Below are 17,714 nucleotides of genomic sequence, written 5' to 3' on the forward strand. Positions count from 1 at the left end.
CCCGAATATTTAATTTCCCATTGCCTGGCCGGCCGCACATACTCGCGAACGAATCCGGCACATAACGTCCACGGCACTGGGCCGACGCTGCGCATACAAGCGGCATGCCCGCGCCTCCACATGGAAGGAGACATCGGCGTGCAACTCGAAGCCACCCGCCGCACGGGCCTCGCGCTCGTGGCGGACGACGTCGGAGGTGCGCACGTGCGCACCCGCATCGCTCCGCCATGCCGGACACACTAGGCCGAATCGGCCCCTCCCCCGATCCGCACGACGCGACGCACGCGCTCGAGACGCTCGACGCACGGCTGATGCGGATCCTGCTCGTGCTGCTGACCGAGCGGACCGTGTCGCGCGCCGCGGTGCGGCTCAACATGTCGCAGCCGGCGACGAGCGCGGCGCTGAAGCGCCTGCGCACGCTGCTCGACGATCCGCTGCTGGTACGCAGCCGCTACGGGATGGTGCCGACCGAGTTCGGCGCGCGGCTGATCGAGCCGCTGCGCAACGCGTTGCGCGTGATCGACTTCATCCGCATCCAGCAGCCGACGTTCGACGCGAAAACATCGGTGCGCACCTACCGGATCGGCTGCCCCGACTATCTGAACGTGCTGTTCGTGCCGAAGCTCGTCACGCTGTTTCGCGAACGCGCACCGCACGCTCAACTGGTGTTCCACCCGCTCGGCGACGGCTTCGACGCCGAGCGCGCGCTCGCCGACGGCGAACTCGACATCGTCATCGACAACCGTCCCGCGCGCGTATCGCGGTTCCGGCAGGACGACCTGTTCGACGACCGCGTCGTCTGCCTGATGCGCGTCACGCATCCGGTCGTGAAGCGCGGCCGGATGACGGCCGCCGAATACGCGCAGGCGCAGCAGCTGTGTCCGACGCCATCCTGGCTCGAGGCGTCCGGCGCGATCGACCGGCAGCTCGAACGGGTCGGCCTGCAACGCAGGATCGTCGTCACGCTGCCGCATTTCGAGCTGGCCGCGCACGCGCTCGTCCGCTCGGACCTGATCCTCACGACGACCGTCCGGCTCGCGCGGCACTACGCGAAGCTGCTGCCGCTCGGCATCGTCGCATTGCCGGCGGATCCGCCGGATATCGTGTACCGGATGACCTGGAACGAAGCGGACGCGTGCGTCGACGGCGTGCGCTGGCTGCACGGACTGATTGCCGAGGCAACGCGAAGCTGGCTCGACGCCGATGCGGCGGCGCCGCCCGTCGGGGCGGCCAACGCGTCACCGGCGAAGCCGGCGCAGCGCGCCGTCACGCCCCGCTCGCGGGTTGCGCGAGCAACCGTCTGATCGCGACCGCCCCGACGAGCGCCAGCACGCCGCTCAGGTTCAGCGCATCGGCAAACCCGCTCGCGAACGCGGCGGGCGCGGCATCCGCGAGCGTCCTCGCCGCCTCCGGCGGCACGCGCCCGAGCGCGCGCGCGAGATCGCCGGCCAGCAGGCTCGACATGAACGGCGCATCGACGAATCCGCGCACGTCGGGCGCCGCCGCGAGCAGCTGGTCGAGCTGCGTGTGCGCACGTGCGGCCAGCACCGCGCCGAGCACGCCGACGGCCGTCACGATCGCGGTAAAGCGCGTCGTCGTGCTGATCCCCGACGCCATGCCCGTGCGGTGCGGCGGCACGCACGCCATGATCGCCTTTTGCGTGTCGCCGTTCATGATGCCGGCGCCGCACCCCGTCACCCACATGCCGAGCGCGACGAGCCGGTAGTCGCCGCTCGCCGTCAGCGCCGCGGTCAGCAGGTTGCCTGCGCCGATCAGCGCGAGCCCGCCCGCGAGCACGCCGCCGGACGACATGCGCGCCGCCAGTGCCGCGCCGAACGACGGCCCGACGATCATCGCGAACGCGAATGGCAGCATCCCGAGCCCCGCGTCGATCGCCGACATGCCGAACGCGTTCTGCAGGTACAGCGGCAGGAACGTCATCATCACCTGCGCGCACGCCGCATAGCCGAACATCGCGAGCACCGCGCCGGCGAAGCGCGGCGCGCGGAACAGCGCGAGGTCGATCATCGGCCGCGCCTGCCAGCGCTCGGCTGCGACGAAGCCCGCGAACAGCGCGGCGGCGAGCCCGAAACGGCCGAGCGTGCCCGCCGCCAGCCATCCGTGCGCCGGCGCGCCGATCAGCGCGGCAATCCCGCACGCGAGCGCCGCGCCGAACAGCAGGCTGCCGACCGCGTCGACGCGCTTCGCGTGCGGATCGCGCGATTCGCCGATCGCGACGCGCGCACCCACGGCAAGCAGCGCGCACACCGGCAGGTTCAGCAGGAACACCCAGCGCCAGCCAATCCACTGCGTGATCGCACCGCCGACGAGCGGCGCGATCGCGGTCGCGACACCCATGCACATCCCCCAGATCGCCCACGCGCGGGCACGTTCGCGCCCGTCCGGGAAGCGGTTCGCAATCACGGCGAGCGCGGCCGTCAGCAGCAGCGCGGCGCCAATGCCCTTGACCGCGCGCGCCGCGATCAGCCACCCGGCCGACGGCGCGATCCCGCAGCCGAGCGACGCGGCGAAGAAGACCGCAAGGCCGGCCGCCAGCATCCGCTTGCGCCCGAAACGGTCGGCGAGCCCGCCGGCGGGCAGCAGGCACGCGGCGAACGCGGTCATGTACGCGCTCACCACCCACTCGATGTCGGCGAAGCTCGCGTGAAAGCTGCGCGCGATGCTCGGCAGCGACACGGCGACGACGTTCGTGTCGAGCACGATCAGCGAACAGGTGGCGGATGCGACGGCGAGCGTCGCGGCGGCGGGCATGCGCGCACCGCCGCGCGGCGCGGGCGCGGCGGCGGACTCTCCCGTGCGCGGCGCCGGGGAAGACTGGGACATCGGTGACTCCGGGGCAGGATGGACTAGGGGCTGTTCACGCCTAGCCGTATGCTAGGCTTGCCCGGTATTGCCCGTCATTGACATTCCCACGTTGTTTTATTGACGATTTCTACAATCATGGGCCAGCTCGAATTCCGTCACGTCCGCGCGTTCCTCAGCGTTGCGCACCACCTTCACTTCGCCCGCGCGGCCGACGCGCTCGACATGGCGCCGCCCGCGCTCACGCGGCAGATCCAGGAGGCGGAGCGGCTGCTCGGCGTGCGGCTGTTTCAGCGGTCGCGGCGCTCGGTCGCGCTGAGCGCCGCGGGCGAGGCGTACCTCGCAGAAGCGAGCGCTGCGTTCGAGCACCTGCAGCGCGGCCGCGAACTCGCGACGCGCGCCGAGCGCGGCGAGCTAGGCCGGATCGAGATCGGCTACGTGTCGTCGGCCGTCTATTCGGGCACGCTGCAGCGCACGGTCGGCGCGTTTCGCGCTGCCCATCCGCGCATCGAGCTGAACCTGCGCGAAGTGCCGATGGACGACGTCGCGAAACAGATCGGCGCGGGCCGGCTCGACATCGCGTATGTCCGCCCGCCGATGCCGCTGCCCGGCGAGATCCGGACCGTCACGCTGCAGCGTGACGTGTTCGTCGCGGCCGTGCCGGCCGATTCGCCGTTCGCGGCAATGCAGACGATCAAGGCCGCCGATCTCGCCGGCGCGCGGTTCGCGGTGCCCGAGCAGGAAGGCGGCACGCTGGAGGTTGCGCGCCGCGGGCGCTTTGCGCCGGTGATCGCCGCGCGGCCGGGCGCGTTGCTCGCGGTGCTCGCGTGCGTGTCCGTGAACGGCTGGGTCGCGGTGATTCCGGACGCGCTCGCGCGCTGCGTCGCGCTGCCGGGCGTCGTCTACCGGCCGCTTGCGGGCAAGCCGATCACGTCCGAGCTCGCGCTGGCCTTCCGGCGCTTCGAGAAAGCGCCCGCCGTGCGCGCCTTCCTGCGGAGCGTGTCGCAGCCGGATTGAGCCGGACGGCATCGCATCGCGCGCTGCCGCCGGTGCAACGGTCACGAACGGTACAAGTCACACGGCAGCGAACAGGCATTTCGCGATCCGATGTTTGTCCGCGCGGAACCGCTTCCGTGATCGGGGCGCCAGTCATGCCGCGAGCGCGCGGCGCCCCCTCCTTCACCGCGCCTTCGTCATGTCGAGATCCGGCACGTCGTCGCCGAACGTCGACGCGACGAGCGTGCGCATCGCCGCGATCAGCAGTGTCGGGCCCGACTGGTTGAACGTGCAGCGCTCGCCCGCAGCCGGCACCGCGCGGTGCAGCACGGCCCGCCAAGCGCCGCGCCCGCCGTCGCGCTCGAACGCGGCGAACGGCAGGCGTTCGACGAGCGGGCCGCCGTCGTCCCACGACGACGACGGCGCGAACCGCACCGGCGCACCGTCCACCTCGCGTACGGCCCGGCATCCCGCGTCGTCGACGCGCGGCGCGCCGAGCCCTTCCGCCACCGCCACCCAGTAATCCAGCGATGCGCCCGTCAAATCCTGGACTTGCATGGCCGCCTCCGTCGCCGCCGAAAGCCTCATGCTAGCGCGCTGTGCGCACCGCCGGCGAACCCGGTTTTCATCGGTGACACGCTGTCCGGACAAACCCGCGCAACCCTATTACGAATCGCCTATTCGTGCGTACAATGGCCGGCACACCCGCCGCCCGGCCCGGCCAGGCGCAACGCGGGCAAGCCAGACCAGAACCAGAATTCGTTCAGGATCGGAAGCGCGACCGCTCCGCCGCCGGCCACAACGGGATCAGGATCCACACGATGCCGCGCAGCAAGGATCTTTCGGGGGGACGCATGTCCACGCACGCCAGAAAACCGCTGGTATCGCTCGTCGTGCCGTTTCACGACGAATACGATGCGATCGACGCGTTCTTTGCCGAGACCCTGCCGATTCTCGAGTCGGTCGATTCGATCCGTTTCGAGATCGTCTGCGTCAACGACGGCAGCCACGACCGCACGCTCGACAGGCTGGTCGCCGTCGCGGCCGACGACCCGCGCATCCGCGTCGTCGACCTCACGCGCCGGTTCGGCAAGGAAGCCGCGCTGACCGCCGGCCTCGACGAAGCGGCCGGCGCCGCGGTGATCCTGATCGACGCCGACCTGCAGGACCCGCCAGCGCTGATCCCCACGATGATCGAACACTGGCGCGCCGGCGCCGAAGTCGTCGCGGCGAAGCGCACCAACCGGATGTGCGATCCGTTCATGCAGCGCGCGGCCGCCGCGCTCTACTATCGCGTGCACAATGCGCTGTCCGAAGTCGAGATGCCGGAAAACGTCGGCGATTTCCGGCTGATGGACCGCCAGGTCGTCGACGCGCTGCGCGCGCTGCCGGAGCGGCGGCGCTTCATGAAGGGGCTGTTCGCGTGGGTCGGCTTCCGCACCGCGATCGTCGAATACACGCGCGCACCGCGCAGCGGCGGCCATTCGAAATTCTCCGGCTGGCGGCGCTGGAACTTCGCGCTCGAAGGCATCACGAGCTTCAGCACGGTGCCGCTGCGCGTGTGGACCTATGTCGGCCTCGCGTTCGCGATGCTCGCGCTCGTCTACGGCGCGTTCATCGTGTTGCGCACGCTGCTGTTCGGCAACCCCGTGCACGGCTATGCGTCGCTGATTTCGGTCGTGCTGTTCATCGGCGGCATCCAGTTGATCGGCATCGGCGTGATCGGCGAATACCTCGGGCGCATCTATCACGAGTCGAAGCAGCGCCCCGTGTATCTCGTGCGGCGCCGCTACCGCGCCGAACGCCGCGCGCGCGCGCAATCCGCGCCGAACGGCGACGCGCAGCCGGATTCGAAGCTGCTGCCGTTCCCGGTCAAGCGGATGGCCGCCTCGCGCCGCCGGACGGCGGCACCGGCAACCGCCGCCCACCCCGCCCGAAAGATGTCGGTCAAGTAGCGCAGCGCAACCATGGATCTCTACCAGCAACCGCTGCGCGTCGACGCCCGCCCCGTCCGGGCTTGGGTAACGCGCGAGCGGGTCGTGCTGTACAGCGTGTTCGCGCTGGCGGTGTTTGCGCTGTTCGCGTGGATCTGGGTGTGCGCACGCGCCAGTTCGGGCGCGACGGTCACGACGCGCCCCGGCGCGGATTTTGCCGTGTTCTGGACCGCGTCGTACGTGATGCTGCACGGCGCCCCGTGGCAGGCGTACGACTACCCGGCATTCGTGCGGCTCCTGACCTCACTGTTCCCGCCATTCAGCCGCGACGGCTTTCTCGCGTGGCTCTACCCGCCCACCTACCTGACGATGGTGACGCCGCTCGCGTTGCTGCCCTTTGCGATCGCGTATCCGCTGTTCGTGGCCGCCGGCATCCCGCTGTACGGCTCCGCCGTGTGGCGCGTCGCGGGGCTCGGCGCGCTGCCGGGCACGCGACGCTTCGGCTGGCTGGTGCTGATCGGGTGCCCGTGCGTGTTCGTCACCGCGGTGTTCGGGCAGAACGCGTTCCTGACCGCGTCGTTCGCCGCGCTGGCCGTGTACTGGGCCGACCGCCGGCCGGCGTGGGCCGGCGTCTGCATCGGCCTGCTGGCGATCAAGCCGCAGATGGCGCTGCTGTTCCCGTTCGTGCTGATCGCCGCGCGTGCGTGGCGCACGTTCGCGTGGGCCGCCATCGCCACGGTGGCGTTCGTCGCGCTCAGCGTGCTCGTGTGCGGCGTGCAGTCGCTGCGCCTGTTCGCCGCGAACGCGGGACTCGCGCGCACGATCATCCTCGAGAACAGCGTCGTATTCTGGTTGGCGTCGCCGACACCGTTCGCCGCGCTGCGCATCGCCGGCGCGCCGCTCGCGGCCGCCTATGTCGCCCAGGTGTGCATTGCCGCGATCGCGATCGCAGCCGCGTGCATCGTGTGGGCTCGCACCCCCGACACGCGCCTGCGCGGCGCGGTGCTGGCGGTCGCGACGCTCGCCGCGAATCCGTACCTGTGGCATTACGAGCTCGTGTGGCTCGGCATCGCGTTCGCGTGCGTCGCGTCGCTCGGCTGGCGCGACGGCTGGCGGCGCGGCGAGCAGACGGCTGTCGTCCTCATGTGGGCGCTGCCCGCGTACGAATACCTGAACCCGTGGATGAAGCTGCCGCAGATCGGGCCGGCCGTGACCCTCTTCGCGCTGCTGCTGTTGCTGCGCCGCGTGCGGCCCGAGGATCGTTCACGCGCGTGGCCGGCCGGCGCTCACAGCGCGAGCCGCGGCGGGGCATACACGCCGTAGTACGGGCCGACACCCGATGCGATGCCGTTCAGCTTGATGCCGGCGACAAAGTGGCCCTGGATGGTCTTGGCGGTGCCGCCTGCCGCAAAGTCGATCTGGAACGCCGCGAACGCGACAACCGGCACGTAGGTGCTGGTGGCCGTCTGCGTGACGACCGGCAGCACAACGGTCGTGCCGACGGGCACCGACGTGTAGAGCGTCGCCTTCACGCCGGTGGCGAGGTAGATGCTGTTGCCGATCGCGAGCGGCGTCGGATTGCCGGTCGCCATCAGCCCGTTCATCGTCGTCGTGTCGGACGCGGTCGACAGGAACGACGTCCACTGCCCGCCCACGCATGACGCGCCGTAGGTCTGGCCGTTCGTGATGATGAACTCGTACGGCAGGTTCGTCAGCGGATTGATCAGCGGCTGGTTGGTCGCCGCATTCCAGTACTGGTTGTAGATGCACTGGTCGATCGCGAGCGGAAACAGGCCGCCCGACGCGATGCCGCCGGGCGCGGCCAGCACGGCCACCGCGGTCGCGCTGCCCGACGCGCCGGGAATGCCGAGCAGGCCGCCGAGCAGCAGCGGGATCGTGCCGCCGTTCACGCCGGCCGCGCGCGACACGGTGACCTGCACGGCCGGCGCGTCGTACACGCCGGGCGTGATGGTCGTCGCCTGCATCGCCGCGGGGCTGCCCGTCAGGTTCCAGTAGCCGGTCGCGACCGTGCCCGTCGACAGCGCCGCGCCGGCCGCCGAGTTCAGCGCAACCGCGCCGTTCGCCGCGCTCGCCGCCTGCGTCCAGTTCAGCGTCGCCGCGCCGGACGACAACAGCTTGTCCGCGCCGGCCAGCGCCGCGGCGTCGGCCGCGGTCTGCAACTGGTTGCGTGCCACGGCCACCCATGCGACGTCGATCGCGAGCGCGCCGAACGACAGCAGCGGAATCAGGAACAGCAGGAAGAACAACGCGACGGAGCCCCGCTGCGGCGGGCTGGCTGCATGCGCGCACCGCCGGTCGCCGGCGGGATCGTGCCCGGATGCGCCGCCGTGCCGGCCCGTGTCACTCATAGAGCATCACCGACGTCGCCGACAGCGTGACCGGCCCCGTCAGCGCGCTGAACGCAGAGCCCAGCACGAGCCCCGAGTACGTATAGGTCACGGTCACCGTCAGCGCGGTGCCCGACGTCGTGCCGTTCGCCTGTGTCACCGTCACGGCCGGCGGCGTCGCGGTGCCGCCGGTGATCAGGCTGTTCTGCGTGTAGTTGAGCGCCACGTTGCTGACCTGCGTCGTGGTCAGCATCGGCACGCGCACGACAACGCCTGCGCGCGCGGCCTCGCGGCTCGCATTGGTGATCACGGCCTTGTCGCACAGCAGCAGGCTGCAATCGATGATGCCGAGCAGCACCATCAGCAGGAATGGCAGCATCAGCACGAACTCGAGGGACACGACGCCGCGCGCTTGGCGGGCGCCCATCGCCCGGCGTGTCATTTTGCGGCCTCCGTGCCGGCACGCGCGTCGCGCTGCGCCGCAGTGCCGGACAGCGGCGCCGGAGCGGACAGCAGCGCAGCGCCAGCGCCAGCGCCGGCCCCGCGCGACGCAAGGCGCGCGCGCACCGCCTCGTAGAAGCGCAGGTTGTCGGCGACCGCCGATGACGGCAGGTCCGCGGCCAGCAGCTTCTTCGCCGAATCGGTATTGCCGAGCACGCCGTACGCGAACGCGAGATTCTGCCGCGCCTGCCACGGCGCGTCGGGCAGGCCCGCAACGTCGAGCAGCACGTTCACGCCCTCGCGCGGCCGGTTCGCGAGCACGAGCGACAGCCCGAGGTCGACGCGCAGCCCCTGCGCGTCGGGATGCGCGCGCAGCGCGTCGCGATACACGGCCTGCGCGTCCGCGTGGCGCCCCTGCAGGTCGAGCACGGTGCCGAGCCCCTCGGCCGCGAGCGGCAGGTTCGGCTGCGCGGCGAGCAGCGCGCGGTAGCGCTCGCTGGCCTCGTCGAGCCTGCGCTGCCGCAGCGCGACGCGCGCGAGGCCGAGCTGCGGGCCGAGTGCCGCCGGCGCCTGCCGGCCCGCCTCCGCATAGAGCATCCGCGCGCGCTCGAGATCGCCGGTGCGGTAGTTGACGTCGCCGAGCCCGACGCGCGCCGCGAGCGAATCGGGATGCGCGGCGAGCACCTTCTCGTACAGCGTCCCTGCGAGCTCGACGTTGGCGCCCGCCAGCGCGCTGTCCGCGATCCGCAACTCGGTCTGCGGATCGTCGCTCTTGTGCGACAGCACCGGCCGCGTGCGGACGTCCGGCGAGCTGCAGCCGCCGGCCAGCGCAGGCAGCACGAGTGCAAGCGCGAGCGCGCGCACGGCGGTTCGTGTCATTTGAATACCTCGATCAGGCGGATCGCCGCCGGGCCCGCCGCGATCAGGCATACGGTCGGCATGATGAACAGCATCATCGGCAGCGTGATCTTCGGCGCGAGCTTCGCGGCCCGTTCCTCGAGCGCGACGATCTGCTCGGTCCGCTCGGTGCGCGACAGCGTCCGCAGCGCCTGCGTGATCGGCGTACCGTAGCGCTGCGACTGGGCCAGCGTCGTCGCGAGCGAGCGCGCGGACACGAAGTTGACGCGCGTCGCGAAATGGGTCAGGGTCGCGGACACGTCGCCGCTCAACGTCAGCTCGTCCGCGCAGACGGTCAGCTCGTCGGCGAGCGGCGGGCAGATCCGCGCGAGTTCGTGCGCGACGCGCCGCACGCCGGTCGCGAGACTGTTGCCGGCCATCGTGCAAATCACGAGCAGGTCGAGTGCGTCCGGAAAACATGCGGCAATCGCCCGCCGGCGCCGGCGGATCATCGCGCCGAGCACGTACTCGGGCACGATCATGCCGATCATGAACGCGCCGATCATCGCGAGCGCGCGGATCACGAAATAATCGCCGAACCGCGGGATGGTCGGACTGAACACAATCGCGCAGCATGCGAGCAGCACGCCGCACGTCAGCTTGATGCCGATCATCGACGACACCGCGCGGCGGTCGCGGTAGCCGGCGCGCGCCAGTTGCAGGCCGAGCTTCACGCGCTGCATCGGATCGAGCACCGGCAGCCGTTCGCCGAGTTCCGCCAGACGCCGCGACAGGTCCTTGCGAACGTCGCCGGGCTGCCGCAGCCCCGCGTCGAGCGACGGCGCGAGCTGCCCCGCCGCCTGCCGCACGCGCACCGCGATCCGCTTGCGCGTGCCGCCGCCGGGCGTCGCCAGCGCGAGCGCGACGCAGCCGAGCAGCAACAGCAGCTCGAGCGCATGGGCGGCGAATGTCGGCATCGTCATCGTGCGGTATCCAGCCTGGAAATCTTGCGGATCACGAGCAGCCCGACCGCAAGCAGCACGGCCGCGATCGTCAGCAACACATGGCCCGCGTGTGTCGTGAACAGCAGCATCACGTATGACCGGTTCACGACGAACAGCACCCCGACGATCGCGAACGGCATCGCCGAGATGATGTGGGTCGTGATCCGGCTCTCGGCGGTCAGCGCGCGGGACTTCAGGCGAATGTCGCGACGGGCGCGAATGATGCCCGACAGCTCGTCGAGCGACTCGCCGAGGCTGCCGCCCGTTTCGCGCTGCAGCAGCAGGTACACGGTGAAGAACGAGAAGTCCGCGATCATCAGCCGGTCCGCGGCCTGCGTCAGCACGTCCTTCAGGTCCGCACCGAGCCGCAGGCTGTCGCCCATCGTCCGGAACGTCGAGCGCACGGGTTCGGCCGCGCCGTCGCCGACCGTGCTGATCGCCTGCGTGACCGGGATGCCCGCGCGCACGGCGCGCACGATCAGGTCGATCGCGTCCGGGAATGCCTCGAGGAAACGCACGCGGAAACGCCGGATCAGCCCGAGATAGCTTGCGCGCAACGCGGCGAACGGCAACCCCGCGTAGATCAGTGGGCGCAGGACTCCCGGCGGTTCGAACAGCCTGACCGCCACGAGCGCCGCGATCGCGCCGGCGAGCGTGCAGGCCACGACGATGCGCACGCCGCCGTCGCCGCTCACCGCACGCACGCGCGTCACGTAATGCTGCAGCCACGCGCGCGCGCGCCCGTGCCGGCGCTCGAGGCTGAACAGCGCAATGCCGGTGCCTCCGGCCGCCTCCGCTTCGCCGCCCGAATGCGGCGCAGACAACCGGCGCAGCCGCGCGCGAATGCGTTGCGCGGGTGCGTGGCGCACGCGATCGATCAGCGACGAGATTCCGAGCCCGATCCCGAGGATCACGATGAACGCGCATGCCGCGAACAGATCCGCCGCTGTCATGGCCGGAACACCTCCGCGAGCGCATTCTCGACACCGTAGTACGCGGCGCGCGCGGAGAACGTCGGGCGCAGCGACGACACCTCGAACGTGCCCTTGACCACGTCGCGCGTGGTGTCGCTGTCCTGCCGGAACGCGAACAGGTCCTGCGTGATCACCACCTCGCCTTCCATCCCGACGATCTCGGTGATCCGCGTGACGCGGCGCACGCCGTCGCGCATCCGCTCGACCTGCACGAACAGGTTGACGGCGCTCGCGATCTGGCGCCGGATCGACAGCAGCTGCAGGTTCGCGTTCGCCATCATCACCATGCTCTCGAGCCGGCTGATCGCGTCGCGCGGCGAATTCGCGTGGATCGTCGTCATCGAGCCGTCGTGGCCCGTGTTCATCGCCTGCAGCACGTCGAACGCCTCCGGGCCGCGGATCTCGCCGAGGATGATCCGGTCGGGCCGCATCCGCAGCGCGTTGCGCACGAGATCGCGCTGCGAGATCCCGCCGGTCCCCTCGGTGTTCTCCGGCCGCGTTTCGAGGCTGACGACGTGCGGCTGCAGCAGTTGGAGTTCCGCGGCGTCCTCGATCGTCACGATCCGTTCGTGCTCCTCGATATGCTGCGACAGCGCATTGAGCAGCGTCGTCTTGCCGGAGCCCGTGCCGCCCGAAATCACGATGTTCAGCCGGCACGCGCACGCGACCTTCATCGTCTGCAGCATCGCGTGCGAGATGTTGCCCTGCTGCGCCATCCGCGCAAGCGTGATGTCGCGCTTCGCGAACTTGCGGATCGAGATCGACGGGCCGCGCATCGCGACCGGCGGCAGCACGACGTTCACGCGGCTGCCGTCGGCGAGGCGGGCATCGACCATCGGACTGCTCTCGTCGACGCGGCGCCCCACCGCCGCCGCGATCCGCTGCGCGACGCTCGTCACGTGCGCGTTGTCGCGGAACTTCAGCGGCGTGAGCTCGAGCCGCCCTGCGCGCTCGACGTAGACCTGATCGGGCCCGTTCACGAGGATGTCGGTGACCGTGTCGTCGGCGAGCAGCGGCTCGATCGGTCCGACGCCGAACATGTCGTTCAGGATCGCGTCGACGATCAGCATCTGTTCGCCGGCCGTGATCTTCAGCTGCTCGCGCTCGACCGTGTGCGCGGCAACCTGCTCGATGCCCGCGCGCACCTCGTCGCGCGTCTTCATCAGCGCGGCCGACATGTTGATCGACGCGAACACCGCCGCGCGGATCGCATCGAACTTGCCCGAGCGGATCAGCGCCTCGTGGCTGTCGGCGGCGCCGGCCGCGCGCACGGGCGCCGGCGCCGGCATGGCCGCCGGCGGGCGTGGCGCAGCCGGCACGAAGCCTTCGGGCGGACGGTTGCGGGTGCCGAACTTCATGATCCCTTCCTCCACTTCATGAACCGCGCGTACCACGACTCGGCGGCGACCATCGACTCACCGGTGATGCCGTTCGCGAGCTGGGCGATCTCGTGCGCGAAACCGTTGCGCTTCCCGTTGCCGACCGGTTCGCCGAGGTTTTCCGCAACCGCGAGCGCCTGAGGCTCGTGCGGCAGCTCGCGCAGCCTCACGCGCCCGAACGCGTCCTCGAAATCGGCGCGCGCGACGCGCCCCTCGACCGGCGGCAGCGGGTTGTTCAGCACCATCGACAGGATCCGGTCGCCGGGCAGCTCCTCGGCGAAGCGCGCGAGCCGCGCCGCCTCGTAGGCGGCGTGCACCGAGCGGTCGGCCACGATGTGCACGAGATCGGACGCGTCGAGCGCGCCCTCGAACAGCGGGCCGGCCCGCGCGCCGATGTCGAACAGCACGTAGTGGAAGCGGTCCTTCAGCATGTCGACGAGATGCGCGATCGACGCGTCGCGCAGCGGCACGTCCGCGCCGTACGCGAGCTCCGCCGACAGCACGTGCAGCCGGTCGCCCTTCGTGACGAACATCCGGTCGAACAGCGCGTCGTCCGGACGCTGGTCCATGTTCAGCAGCTCGATCAGTCCGTTGTTGCTCGACAGCCCGAGCATCGAGTTCGCGCCGCCGCCGTACAGGTTCAGGTCGACGTACGCGACGCGGCGGCGCTTCTCGCCCGCAAGGCAGCGCGCGAGACTCACCGCAACCGTCGTCACGCCGACGCCGCCGCGCGCGCCGACGAAGCTCACGGTCTTGCCGGTGCGCACCTGCACGACCGATTCGGTCGCCGTGAGCGTGCGCCGCATCAGTTCGACCGTCAACGGCTTGACGATGTAATCCTGGACGCCGATGCCGAGCAGGTTGCGAAACAGCCCGACGTCGTTCTGCGTGCCGATCGCGACGACGCGCACCGACGGATCGCAGACCTCGGCGAGCCGCATCAGGTCCGACACCGGCAGCACCGAGTCCGACACGTCGACGACGAGCTGGCGCGGCGAGCGCTCGTTCTGCTGCAGCAGGCGGATCGCGTCGTCGCAATTGCCGGTCTGCATGTACGCGCGCGGAATCGACAGATCCTGCGCAACGCGCCGGATCACGTCCGCGCTGCCGGGATCGGACACGACCACGACGAGATCCGCGGTGGCAGCGCTCGCCGCGGCGGCGGCGCGTGTGGCGTTGTGGCGGTCGAGGACGTTCATGGGCGCGGTGGTATCAGCATAAATGGGCAAAAGTCGGCGCAAGAAAGCTCAATGCCCGGGCGTGCCGGTCGTCTGCGTGCGGCCCGGGATCGGCTCCTTCACGCGGTCCTCGACATAGCGGCGCACCGCGCCGGCCGCGACGTCCGCGTCGGCGCCCGCGTAAGGCACCGGCGCGACGAGATCCTCGGGTCGCGCGAGCATCGTCGCGAGGTTCGTGTAGGTCGCGCAGCCGAACGGCACGCCGGCGCGCCCGAAGCCCGCGTCGACGAGATGCGACGGCTGCATCAGCTTCGCGCAGTCGGGGGGCACCGCGCGCGCGCCGTCGAAGCCGATCACCGACGCGTCGGGCAGGTTCAGCGGCGGCGGCGCCGACAGGCAGCCTGCAAGCAACAGCGGCACCAGCTGCAGCAGCGCAACGACGGTGGTTCGAATTCGCATCGGCACACCTCCGGAGTCAGTACACGAAACCCGCGGCGCCGACGAGGCGCGGCGTGTCGCCCGACATCAGGTCGAGGCCGAGATTGCGCTGCACGGCGAACTCGAGATCGCTGCTCGGCCGCGCGACCGTATCGAGCGCCTGCTCGAGCTGGCCGGGCCCGGCCGGCTGCACGATGTACGGCGTGACGATCACGACGACCTCGGTCTTGTTGTCCTGGAAGTTCTTCGACGAGAACAGCCGGCCGATCACCGGCAGGCGGCCAAGCCCCGGGATCTGCGAGACGATGTCGCTCGTCTGGCTTTGCAGCAGCCCGCCGATCGCGAAGCTCTGCCCACTCGACAGCTCGACCGTCGTCTCGACGCGCCGCACTGTCAGCGCCGGCACCTTGATCCCGCCCGTCGTCACGCTGTTGGTCGGGTCGACCTCGCTGACTTCCGGCCGCACCTTGAGGCTGATCCGGTTCTCGGCGAGCACCGTCGGCGTGAAGTCGAGCGACACGCCGAACGGCTTGTATTCGATCGTGATCGCGCCGGCCGTGTTGCCGCTCTGCGCGACCGGAATCGGGATCTCGCCGCCCGCGAGGAAGCTCGCGGTCTCGCCGGACATCGCGGTCAGGTTCGGTTCCGCGAGCAGCGTGATCAGCCCTTCCTGGTCGAGCGCATCGAGCACGACATCGATCGACCAGCGTCCCGCCTTGAACCCGCCGAGCACCGAGAACGCGCCCGTCGGCGACAGGTTGAACAGGTTGGTCGTCGTATCGAACAGCGTGCGCCCGTTGAAAAGGCCGCCAACGAAGTTGCCGGCGCCGCCGAGCGAGCTCCAGTTGATGCCGAGCTGTTGCACGACGTTGCGATCGACCTCGGTCACGCGCACGCGCAGGCTCACCTGGATCGGGCGCGACAGCGTGAGCCGGTTGACGAGCTTTTCCTTGTCGTGCAGGTAAGGCGTGAGCGACTGCATCACCGCGTCCGCGTCGGCCGCGCTCGGCACCTTGCCCGACACCATCAGCGATCCCGGCGCGCCGGACACCGTCAGCTTCAACTGCGGAAACCGGCTGTCGAGCACGCCCTGCAGCGACTGCGTATCGGCCTGCACGATCACCGTCTTGCGCAGGATCGGCCGATGGTTCGCGCCGAGCGCGATCAGCGTGGTCGTGCCGGGCTTCTTGCCGAACACGAACACGGTGCGTGCCGACGGCACCTGAACGTCGGCCACGCTCGGATCGGCGACGAACATCGCGACCGCGGGCTCGGGCAGCGTCAGCATGTCGCCCTTGCCGGTCGCAATCGACAGCGGCGCGCCGGCGTCCTGCGCGCGCGCCGCCTGCGCGCACGCGACACCCGGCGCGATCGCGCAGGCCAGCCACCCCAGAGCGAACCAACGTACCAAGCGCACCATGCGTGTTCCCGTCAACGGCCGGCCGGCGAGCGGCGCGGCCCGATCCGTCATTGCGGCACGGCCGCCTTCGGCAACTGCGCCGCCGCGTTGGCTGCCGTGTCTGCCATCGCAGCGCCCCCGGCCTGCGCACCTTGCGATACCGACAGTCCGGGCAATCCGGACGGTAGCGGTGGCCATCCCGGCGTGCCGACGCTGCCACCGCGCGATCCGTCGTCGACTGTCGAGCCGCGATAGATCACGACCGTGTTGCCCGGCGGCGGCGCCCGCGTGCCGCCATCGCGCGCCGCGGCTGGCGCTCGCGCGGTATCGCCGGCATCGCGATAGGCGCGCGATACGTCGCCCGCCCACACCGGCGCCGCGTCGGGCTCCAGTTCGTCGCCGCCGGCGGGCTGCCTGCGGTCGCTCGTCGCGAAGCTGCGCAACGCGAGCGACAGCGTGCCGAGGCGCGTCGCGACCAGCACGACCTGCGCGGTGCGCGGCGCAACCTCGAGCGTGACCGTGCGTGCACGCGCGGTCGCATCGGTCGCGCTGGCGGCCTTCGTGCGCTGGAATTCCGAGCCGACCGCGAGCACGCGCGCGCGCCGGACCACCGTCTCCGCTTCGAACGCGCCCGGCATGGTCGCGGTGCCGCCGACCTGCTGGGTCAGCAGCACGTCGACGAAGTCGCCCGGCTGGATCAGGCCCGCGTTGCCGGACACGTCGTCGACCGGCACCGAGATCGCGCGCATGCCCGGCTTCAGCGCGGCCGCGAGAAAATCCGGCGCGCCGGCCGGAATCACGTTCTCCGCGCGGATCGGCGCACCGGCGCCGACGCCGTTGCGCAGCAGCGCGCCCTTCAGCTCCGCGCCGGGCTGCGTGTCGACGAATGCGCCTGGCGGCACCTGCGCATGCGGGATGCGCTTCCAGGCCAGATCGTTGTCGCGCAGCAGGAGCCCTTCAGGCAGGTCGGCCGCGGCGACGCGCACACGGTCCTCCCCCGACACTTCGGGCGGCTTGCCGGTCGACGCCGCGACGTACAGTTCGCGCAGGATGAACGCGCCGACGCCGGCGGCTATGATGATCGCGGCCATTCTCAGCGGTTTGGGCATGGCGGCGCTTGTCCCCCGGCTATGTGATCGACACGGCGTGCTGAATCGATGTCCAGACGGACAGCATGCCGCCCGCGGCCAGCGCGACGCCGTACGGCACATCGCGCACGCCACCTGCGGCAGCCTGCCGCGCGGGCGCCATGCGCCGCTGCCGGGCGGCCGCGAGCATCGCGATCGCGCACGCGAGCCCGCTCGCGCCGACGACCGTCAGCACGGGAAAGAGCCGCGCGGGGCCTGCCCACAGAAACACCGCAGCCGCCAGCTTCACGTCGCCACCGCCGACCCAGCCGACGTGGCGGAAGCAGCCGAACAGCAGCAGCATCGCCGCAGCCGTAGCGACGTGCGCGGCGACAGCCGCGAATGCATCGGGCGCAAGCGCCGCCGCGACGAAATACAGGACAGCGAACGCCAGCACCGCGCGGTTCGACAGCCGCCGCGCGCGCAGATCCTGCGCGGCGAGCGATGCCAGCACCACCGTCGCAACCGACTGCACGAAGTAGAGCATCAGGAGAGCCGTCCTTCGGCGCGCCCCGTCAGGATTCGTCGAATCGTTGTGGATCCGTGCGTTCGTCGGCGGCGCGTGGATCAGGGGATCAGACCATGCCGGTTACCTTCGTGATCAGCGCCGAGAAGATGCTCGGCAGGCCGCCGGAAGTGCTGCTGAGGATCGTGCCGACCGCCGCCAGCGCAACTACGACGATACCCGCGAGCACCACGTATTCGAGCGAGCTGACACCGCGCTCGTCGCGCAGCAGGGACTTGGCGTATTGCAGCATGACAACCTCCTTCTGATGAGGTCATGGATCGACCGTTGAACGAAATGACGTAGCGTTGCTCCGGCGGCGTTGCGTCTC

The 17,714-nt window shown here is 70.6% G+C and carries 18 protein-coding genes; 4 read left to right on the forward strand and 14 right to left on the reverse strand.

What is annotated here, in order from left to right:
* Positions 1-227 precede the first annotated feature (227 nt).
* The gene (locus ACV22Z_RS13450) at positions 228-1,304 is read left to right on the forward strand and encodes a LysR family transcriptional regulator (RefSeq protein WP_448076778.1); all 1,077 of its coding nucleotides are present in this window, start codon (positions 228-230) and stop codon (positions 1,302-1,304) included.
* Here the strand turns inward: ACV22Z_RS13450 and ACV22Z_RS13455 are convergent.
* On the reverse strand, positions 1,267-2,844 hold the full coding sequence (locus ACV22Z_RS13455) for an MFS transporter (protein WP_448076779.1): 1,578 nt from the start codon (positions 2,842-2,844) through the stop codon (positions 1,267-1,269). The two genes, ACV22Z_RS13450 and ACV22Z_RS13455, sit on opposite strands and share 38 nt — an antisense overlap.
* A gap of 117 nt (positions 2,845-2,961) precedes the next feature.
* Here ACV22Z_RS13455 and ACV22Z_RS13460 point away from each other — a divergent pair, with 117 nt between their 5' ends.
* Positions 2,962-3,840, forward strand: coding sequence for a LysR family transcriptional regulator (locus tag ACV22Z_RS13460; RefSeq protein WP_448076780.1), 879 nt, complete (start codon positions 2,962-2,964; stop codon positions 3,838-3,840).
* A 162-nt stretch (positions 3,841-4,002) separates the two neighbouring features.
* On the opposite strand, the gene ACV22Z_RS13465 is transcribed toward ACV22Z_RS13460, so the two are convergent.
* The gene (locus ACV22Z_RS13465) at positions 4,003-4,377 is read right to left on the reverse strand and encodes a phage protein NinX family protein (protein WP_448076781.1); all 375 of its coding nucleotides are present in this window, start codon (positions 4,375-4,377) and stop codon (positions 4,003-4,005) included.
* Positions 4,378-4,673: 296 nt separating this feature from the next.
* Between ACV22Z_RS13465 and ACV22Z_RS13470 the strand changes: the two genes are divergently transcribed.
* Together ACV22Z_RS13470 and ACV22Z_RS13475 are read left to right on the forward strand one after the other, a co-directional pair.
* Complete coding sequence (locus ACV22Z_RS13470) at positions 4,674-5,774, forward strand: glycosyltransferase family 2 protein (RefSeq protein WP_448076782.1); 1,101 nt, start codon at positions 4,674-4,676, stop codon at positions 5,772-5,774.
* A 12-nt stretch (positions 5,775-5,786) separates the two neighbouring features.
* Positions 5,787-7,076: a glycosyltransferase family 87 protein gene (locus tag ACV22Z_RS13475; RefSeq protein WP_448076783.1), complete on the forward strand. Its 1,290-nt coding sequence runs from the start codon at positions 5,787-5,789 to the stop codon at positions 7,074-7,076.
* Here ACV22Z_RS13475 and ACV22Z_RS13480 read toward each other — a convergent pair.
* The 12 genes from ACV22Z_RS13480 to ACV22Z_RS13535 all read right to left on the reverse strand — a co-directional run bounded on the left by ACV22Z_RS13480 (position 7,040) and on the right by ACV22Z_RS13535 (position 17,636).
* Positions 7,040-8,122, reverse strand: coding sequence for a TadG family pilus assembly protein (locus ACV22Z_RS13480; RefSeq protein WP_448076784.1), 1,083 nt, complete (start codon positions 8,120-8,122; stop codon positions 7,040-7,042). The two genes, ACV22Z_RS13475 and ACV22Z_RS13480, sit on opposite strands and share 37 nt — an antisense overlap.
* Complete coding sequence (locus ACV22Z_RS13485) at positions 8,115-8,543, reverse strand: TadE/TadG family type IV pilus assembly protein (RefSeq protein ID WP_448076785.1); 429 nt, start codon at positions 8,541-8,543, stop codon at positions 8,115-8,117. The genes ACV22Z_RS13480 and ACV22Z_RS13485 overlap by 8 nt, the downstream gene beginning before the upstream one ends.
* The gene (locus ACV22Z_RS13490; RefSeq protein WP_448076786.1) at positions 8,540-9,421 is read right to left on the reverse strand and encodes a tetratricopeptide repeat protein; all 882 of its coding nucleotides are present in this window, start codon (positions 9,419-9,421) and stop codon (positions 8,540-8,542) included. Before ACV22Z_RS13490 ends, ACV22Z_RS13485 begins: the two co-directional genes overlap by 4 nt.
* Entirely contained in the window at positions 9,418-10,362 is a 945-nt protein-coding gene (locus ACV22Z_RS13495) for a type II secretion system F family protein (RefSeq protein WP_448076787.1), read from the reverse strand. Before ACV22Z_RS13495 ends, ACV22Z_RS13490 begins: the two co-directional genes overlap by 4 nt.
* Entirely contained in the window at positions 10,359-11,336 is a 978-nt protein-coding gene (locus ACV22Z_RS13500; RefSeq protein ID WP_448076788.1) for a type II secretion system F family protein, read from the reverse strand. The genes ACV22Z_RS13495 and ACV22Z_RS13500 overlap by 4 nt, the downstream gene beginning before the upstream one ends.
* Positions 11,333-12,715: a CpaF family protein gene (locus tag ACV22Z_RS13505; RefSeq protein WP_448076789.1), complete on the reverse strand. Its 1,383-nt coding sequence runs from the start codon at positions 12,713-12,715 to the stop codon at positions 11,333-11,335. The genes ACV22Z_RS13500 and ACV22Z_RS13505 overlap by 4 nt, the downstream gene beginning before the upstream one ends.
* Positions 12,712-13,935 (reverse strand): AAA family ATPase, encoded by a 1,224-nt coding sequence (locus tag ACV22Z_RS13510; protein WP_448076790.1) that lies wholly within the window; start codon positions 13,933-13,935, stop codon positions 12,712-12,714. Before ACV22Z_RS13510 ends, ACV22Z_RS13505 begins: the two co-directional genes overlap by 4 nt.
* A 48-nt stretch (positions 13,936-13,983) precedes the next feature.
* Positions 13,984-14,373: a CpaD family pilus assembly lipoprotein gene (locus ACV22Z_RS13515; protein ID WP_448076791.1), complete on the reverse strand. Its 390-nt coding sequence runs from the start codon at positions 14,371-14,373 to the stop codon at positions 13,984-13,986.
* Between the two features lie 16 nt (positions 14,374-14,389).
* Complete coding sequence (locus ACV22Z_RS13520; protein ID WP_448076792.1) at positions 14,390-15,772, reverse strand: type II and III secretion system protein family protein; 1,383 nt, start codon at positions 15,770-15,772, stop codon at positions 14,390-14,392.
* Positions 15,773-15,819: 47 nt separating this feature from the next.
* A complete protein-coding gene (cpaB, locus tag ACV22Z_RS13525) occupies positions 15,820-16,860 on the reverse strand; it encodes a Flp pilus assembly protein CpaB (RefSeq protein ID WP_448076793.1) in 1,041 nt (346 codons plus the stop codon).
* Between the two features lie 19 nt (positions 16,861-16,879).
* Positions 16,880-17,365, reverse strand: a complete 486-nt coding sequence (locus ACV22Z_RS13530; RefSeq protein WP_448076794.1) for an A24 family peptidase — start codon at positions 17,363-17,365, stop codon at positions 16,880-16,882.
* Between the two features lie 88 nt (positions 17,366-17,453).
* A complete protein-coding gene (locus ACV22Z_RS13535) occupies positions 17,454-17,636 on the reverse strand; it encodes a Flp family type IVb pilin (protein WP_448076795.1) in 183 nt (60 codons plus the stop codon).
* Positions 17,637-17,714: the final 78 nt, after the last annotated feature.

The sequence above is a fragment of the Burkholderia sp. PU8-34 genome (assembly GCF_053427725.1).

Bases quoted from the DNA above. Each gene is read 5' to 3' on its own strand.
- ACV22Z_RS13450 (WP_448076778.1), top strand. From the start codon at position 228: ATGCCGGACACACTAGGCCGAATCGGCCCCTCCCCCGATCCGCACGAC.
- ACV22Z_RS13455 (WP_448076779.1), bottom strand. From the start codon at position 2,844: ATGTCCCAGTCTTCCCCGGCGCCGCGCACGGGAGAGTCCGCCGCCGCG.
- ACV22Z_RS13460 (WP_448076780.1), top strand. From the start codon at position 2,962: ATGGGCCAGCTCGAATTCCGTCACGTCCGCGCGTTCCTCAGCGTTGCG.
- ACV22Z_RS13465 (WP_448076781.1), bottom strand. From the start codon at position 4,377: ATGCAAGTCCAGGATTTGACGGGCGCATCGCTGGATTACTGGGTGGCG.
- ACV22Z_RS13470 (WP_448076782.1), top strand. From the start codon at position 4,674: ATGTCCACGCACGCCAGAAAACCGCTGGTATCGCTCGTCGTGCCGTTT.
- ACV22Z_RS13475 (WP_448076783.1), top strand. From the start codon at position 5,787: ATGGATCTCTACCAGCAACCGCTGCGCGTCGACGCCCGCCCCGTCCGG.
- ACV22Z_RS13480 (WP_448076784.1), bottom strand. From the start codon at position 8,122: ATGAGTGACACGGGCCGGCACGGCGGCGCATCCGGGCACGATCCCGCC.
- ACV22Z_RS13485 (WP_448076785.1), bottom strand. From the start codon at position 8,543: ATGACACGCCGGGCGATGGGCGCCCGCCAAGCGCGCGGCGTCGTGTCC.
- ACV22Z_RS13490 (WP_448076786.1), bottom strand. From the start codon at position 9,421: ATGACACGAACCGCCGTGCGCGCGCTCGCGCTTGCACTCGTGCTGCCT.
- ACV22Z_RS13495 (WP_448076787.1), bottom strand. From the start codon at position 10,362: ATGACGATGCCGACATTCGCCGCCCATGCGCTCGAGCTGCTGTTGCTG.
- ACV22Z_RS13500 (WP_448076788.1), bottom strand. From the start codon at position 11,336: ATGACAGCGGCGGATCTGTTCGCGGCATGCGCGTTCATCGTGATCCTC.
- ACV22Z_RS13505 (WP_448076789.1), bottom strand. From the start codon at position 12,715: ATGAAGTTCGGCACCCGCAACCGTCCGCCCGAAGGCTTCGTGCCGGCT.
- ACV22Z_RS13510 (WP_448076790.1), bottom strand. From the start codon at position 13,935: ATGAACGTCCTCGACCGCCACAACGCCACACGCGCCGCCGCCGCGGCG.
- ACV22Z_RS13515 (WP_448076791.1), bottom strand. From the start codon at position 14,373: ATGCGAATTCGAACCACCGTCGTTGCGCTGCTGCAGCTGGTGCCGCTG.
- ACV22Z_RS13520 (WP_448076792.1), bottom strand. From the start codon at position 15,772: ATGGTGCGCTTGGTACGTTGGTTCGCTCTGGGGTGGCTGGCCTGCGCG.
- cpaB (WP_448076793.1), bottom strand. From the start codon at position 16,860: ATGCCCAAACCGCTGAGAATGGCCGCGATCATCATAGCCGCCGGCGTC.
- ACV22Z_RS13530 (WP_448076794.1), bottom strand. From the start codon at position 17,365: ATGCTCTACTTCGTGCAGTCGGTTGCGACGGTGGTGCTGGCATCGCTC.
- ACV22Z_RS13535 (WP_448076795.1), bottom strand. From the start codon at position 17,636: ATGCTGCAATACGCCAAGTCCCTGCTGCGCGACGAGCGCGGTGTCAGC.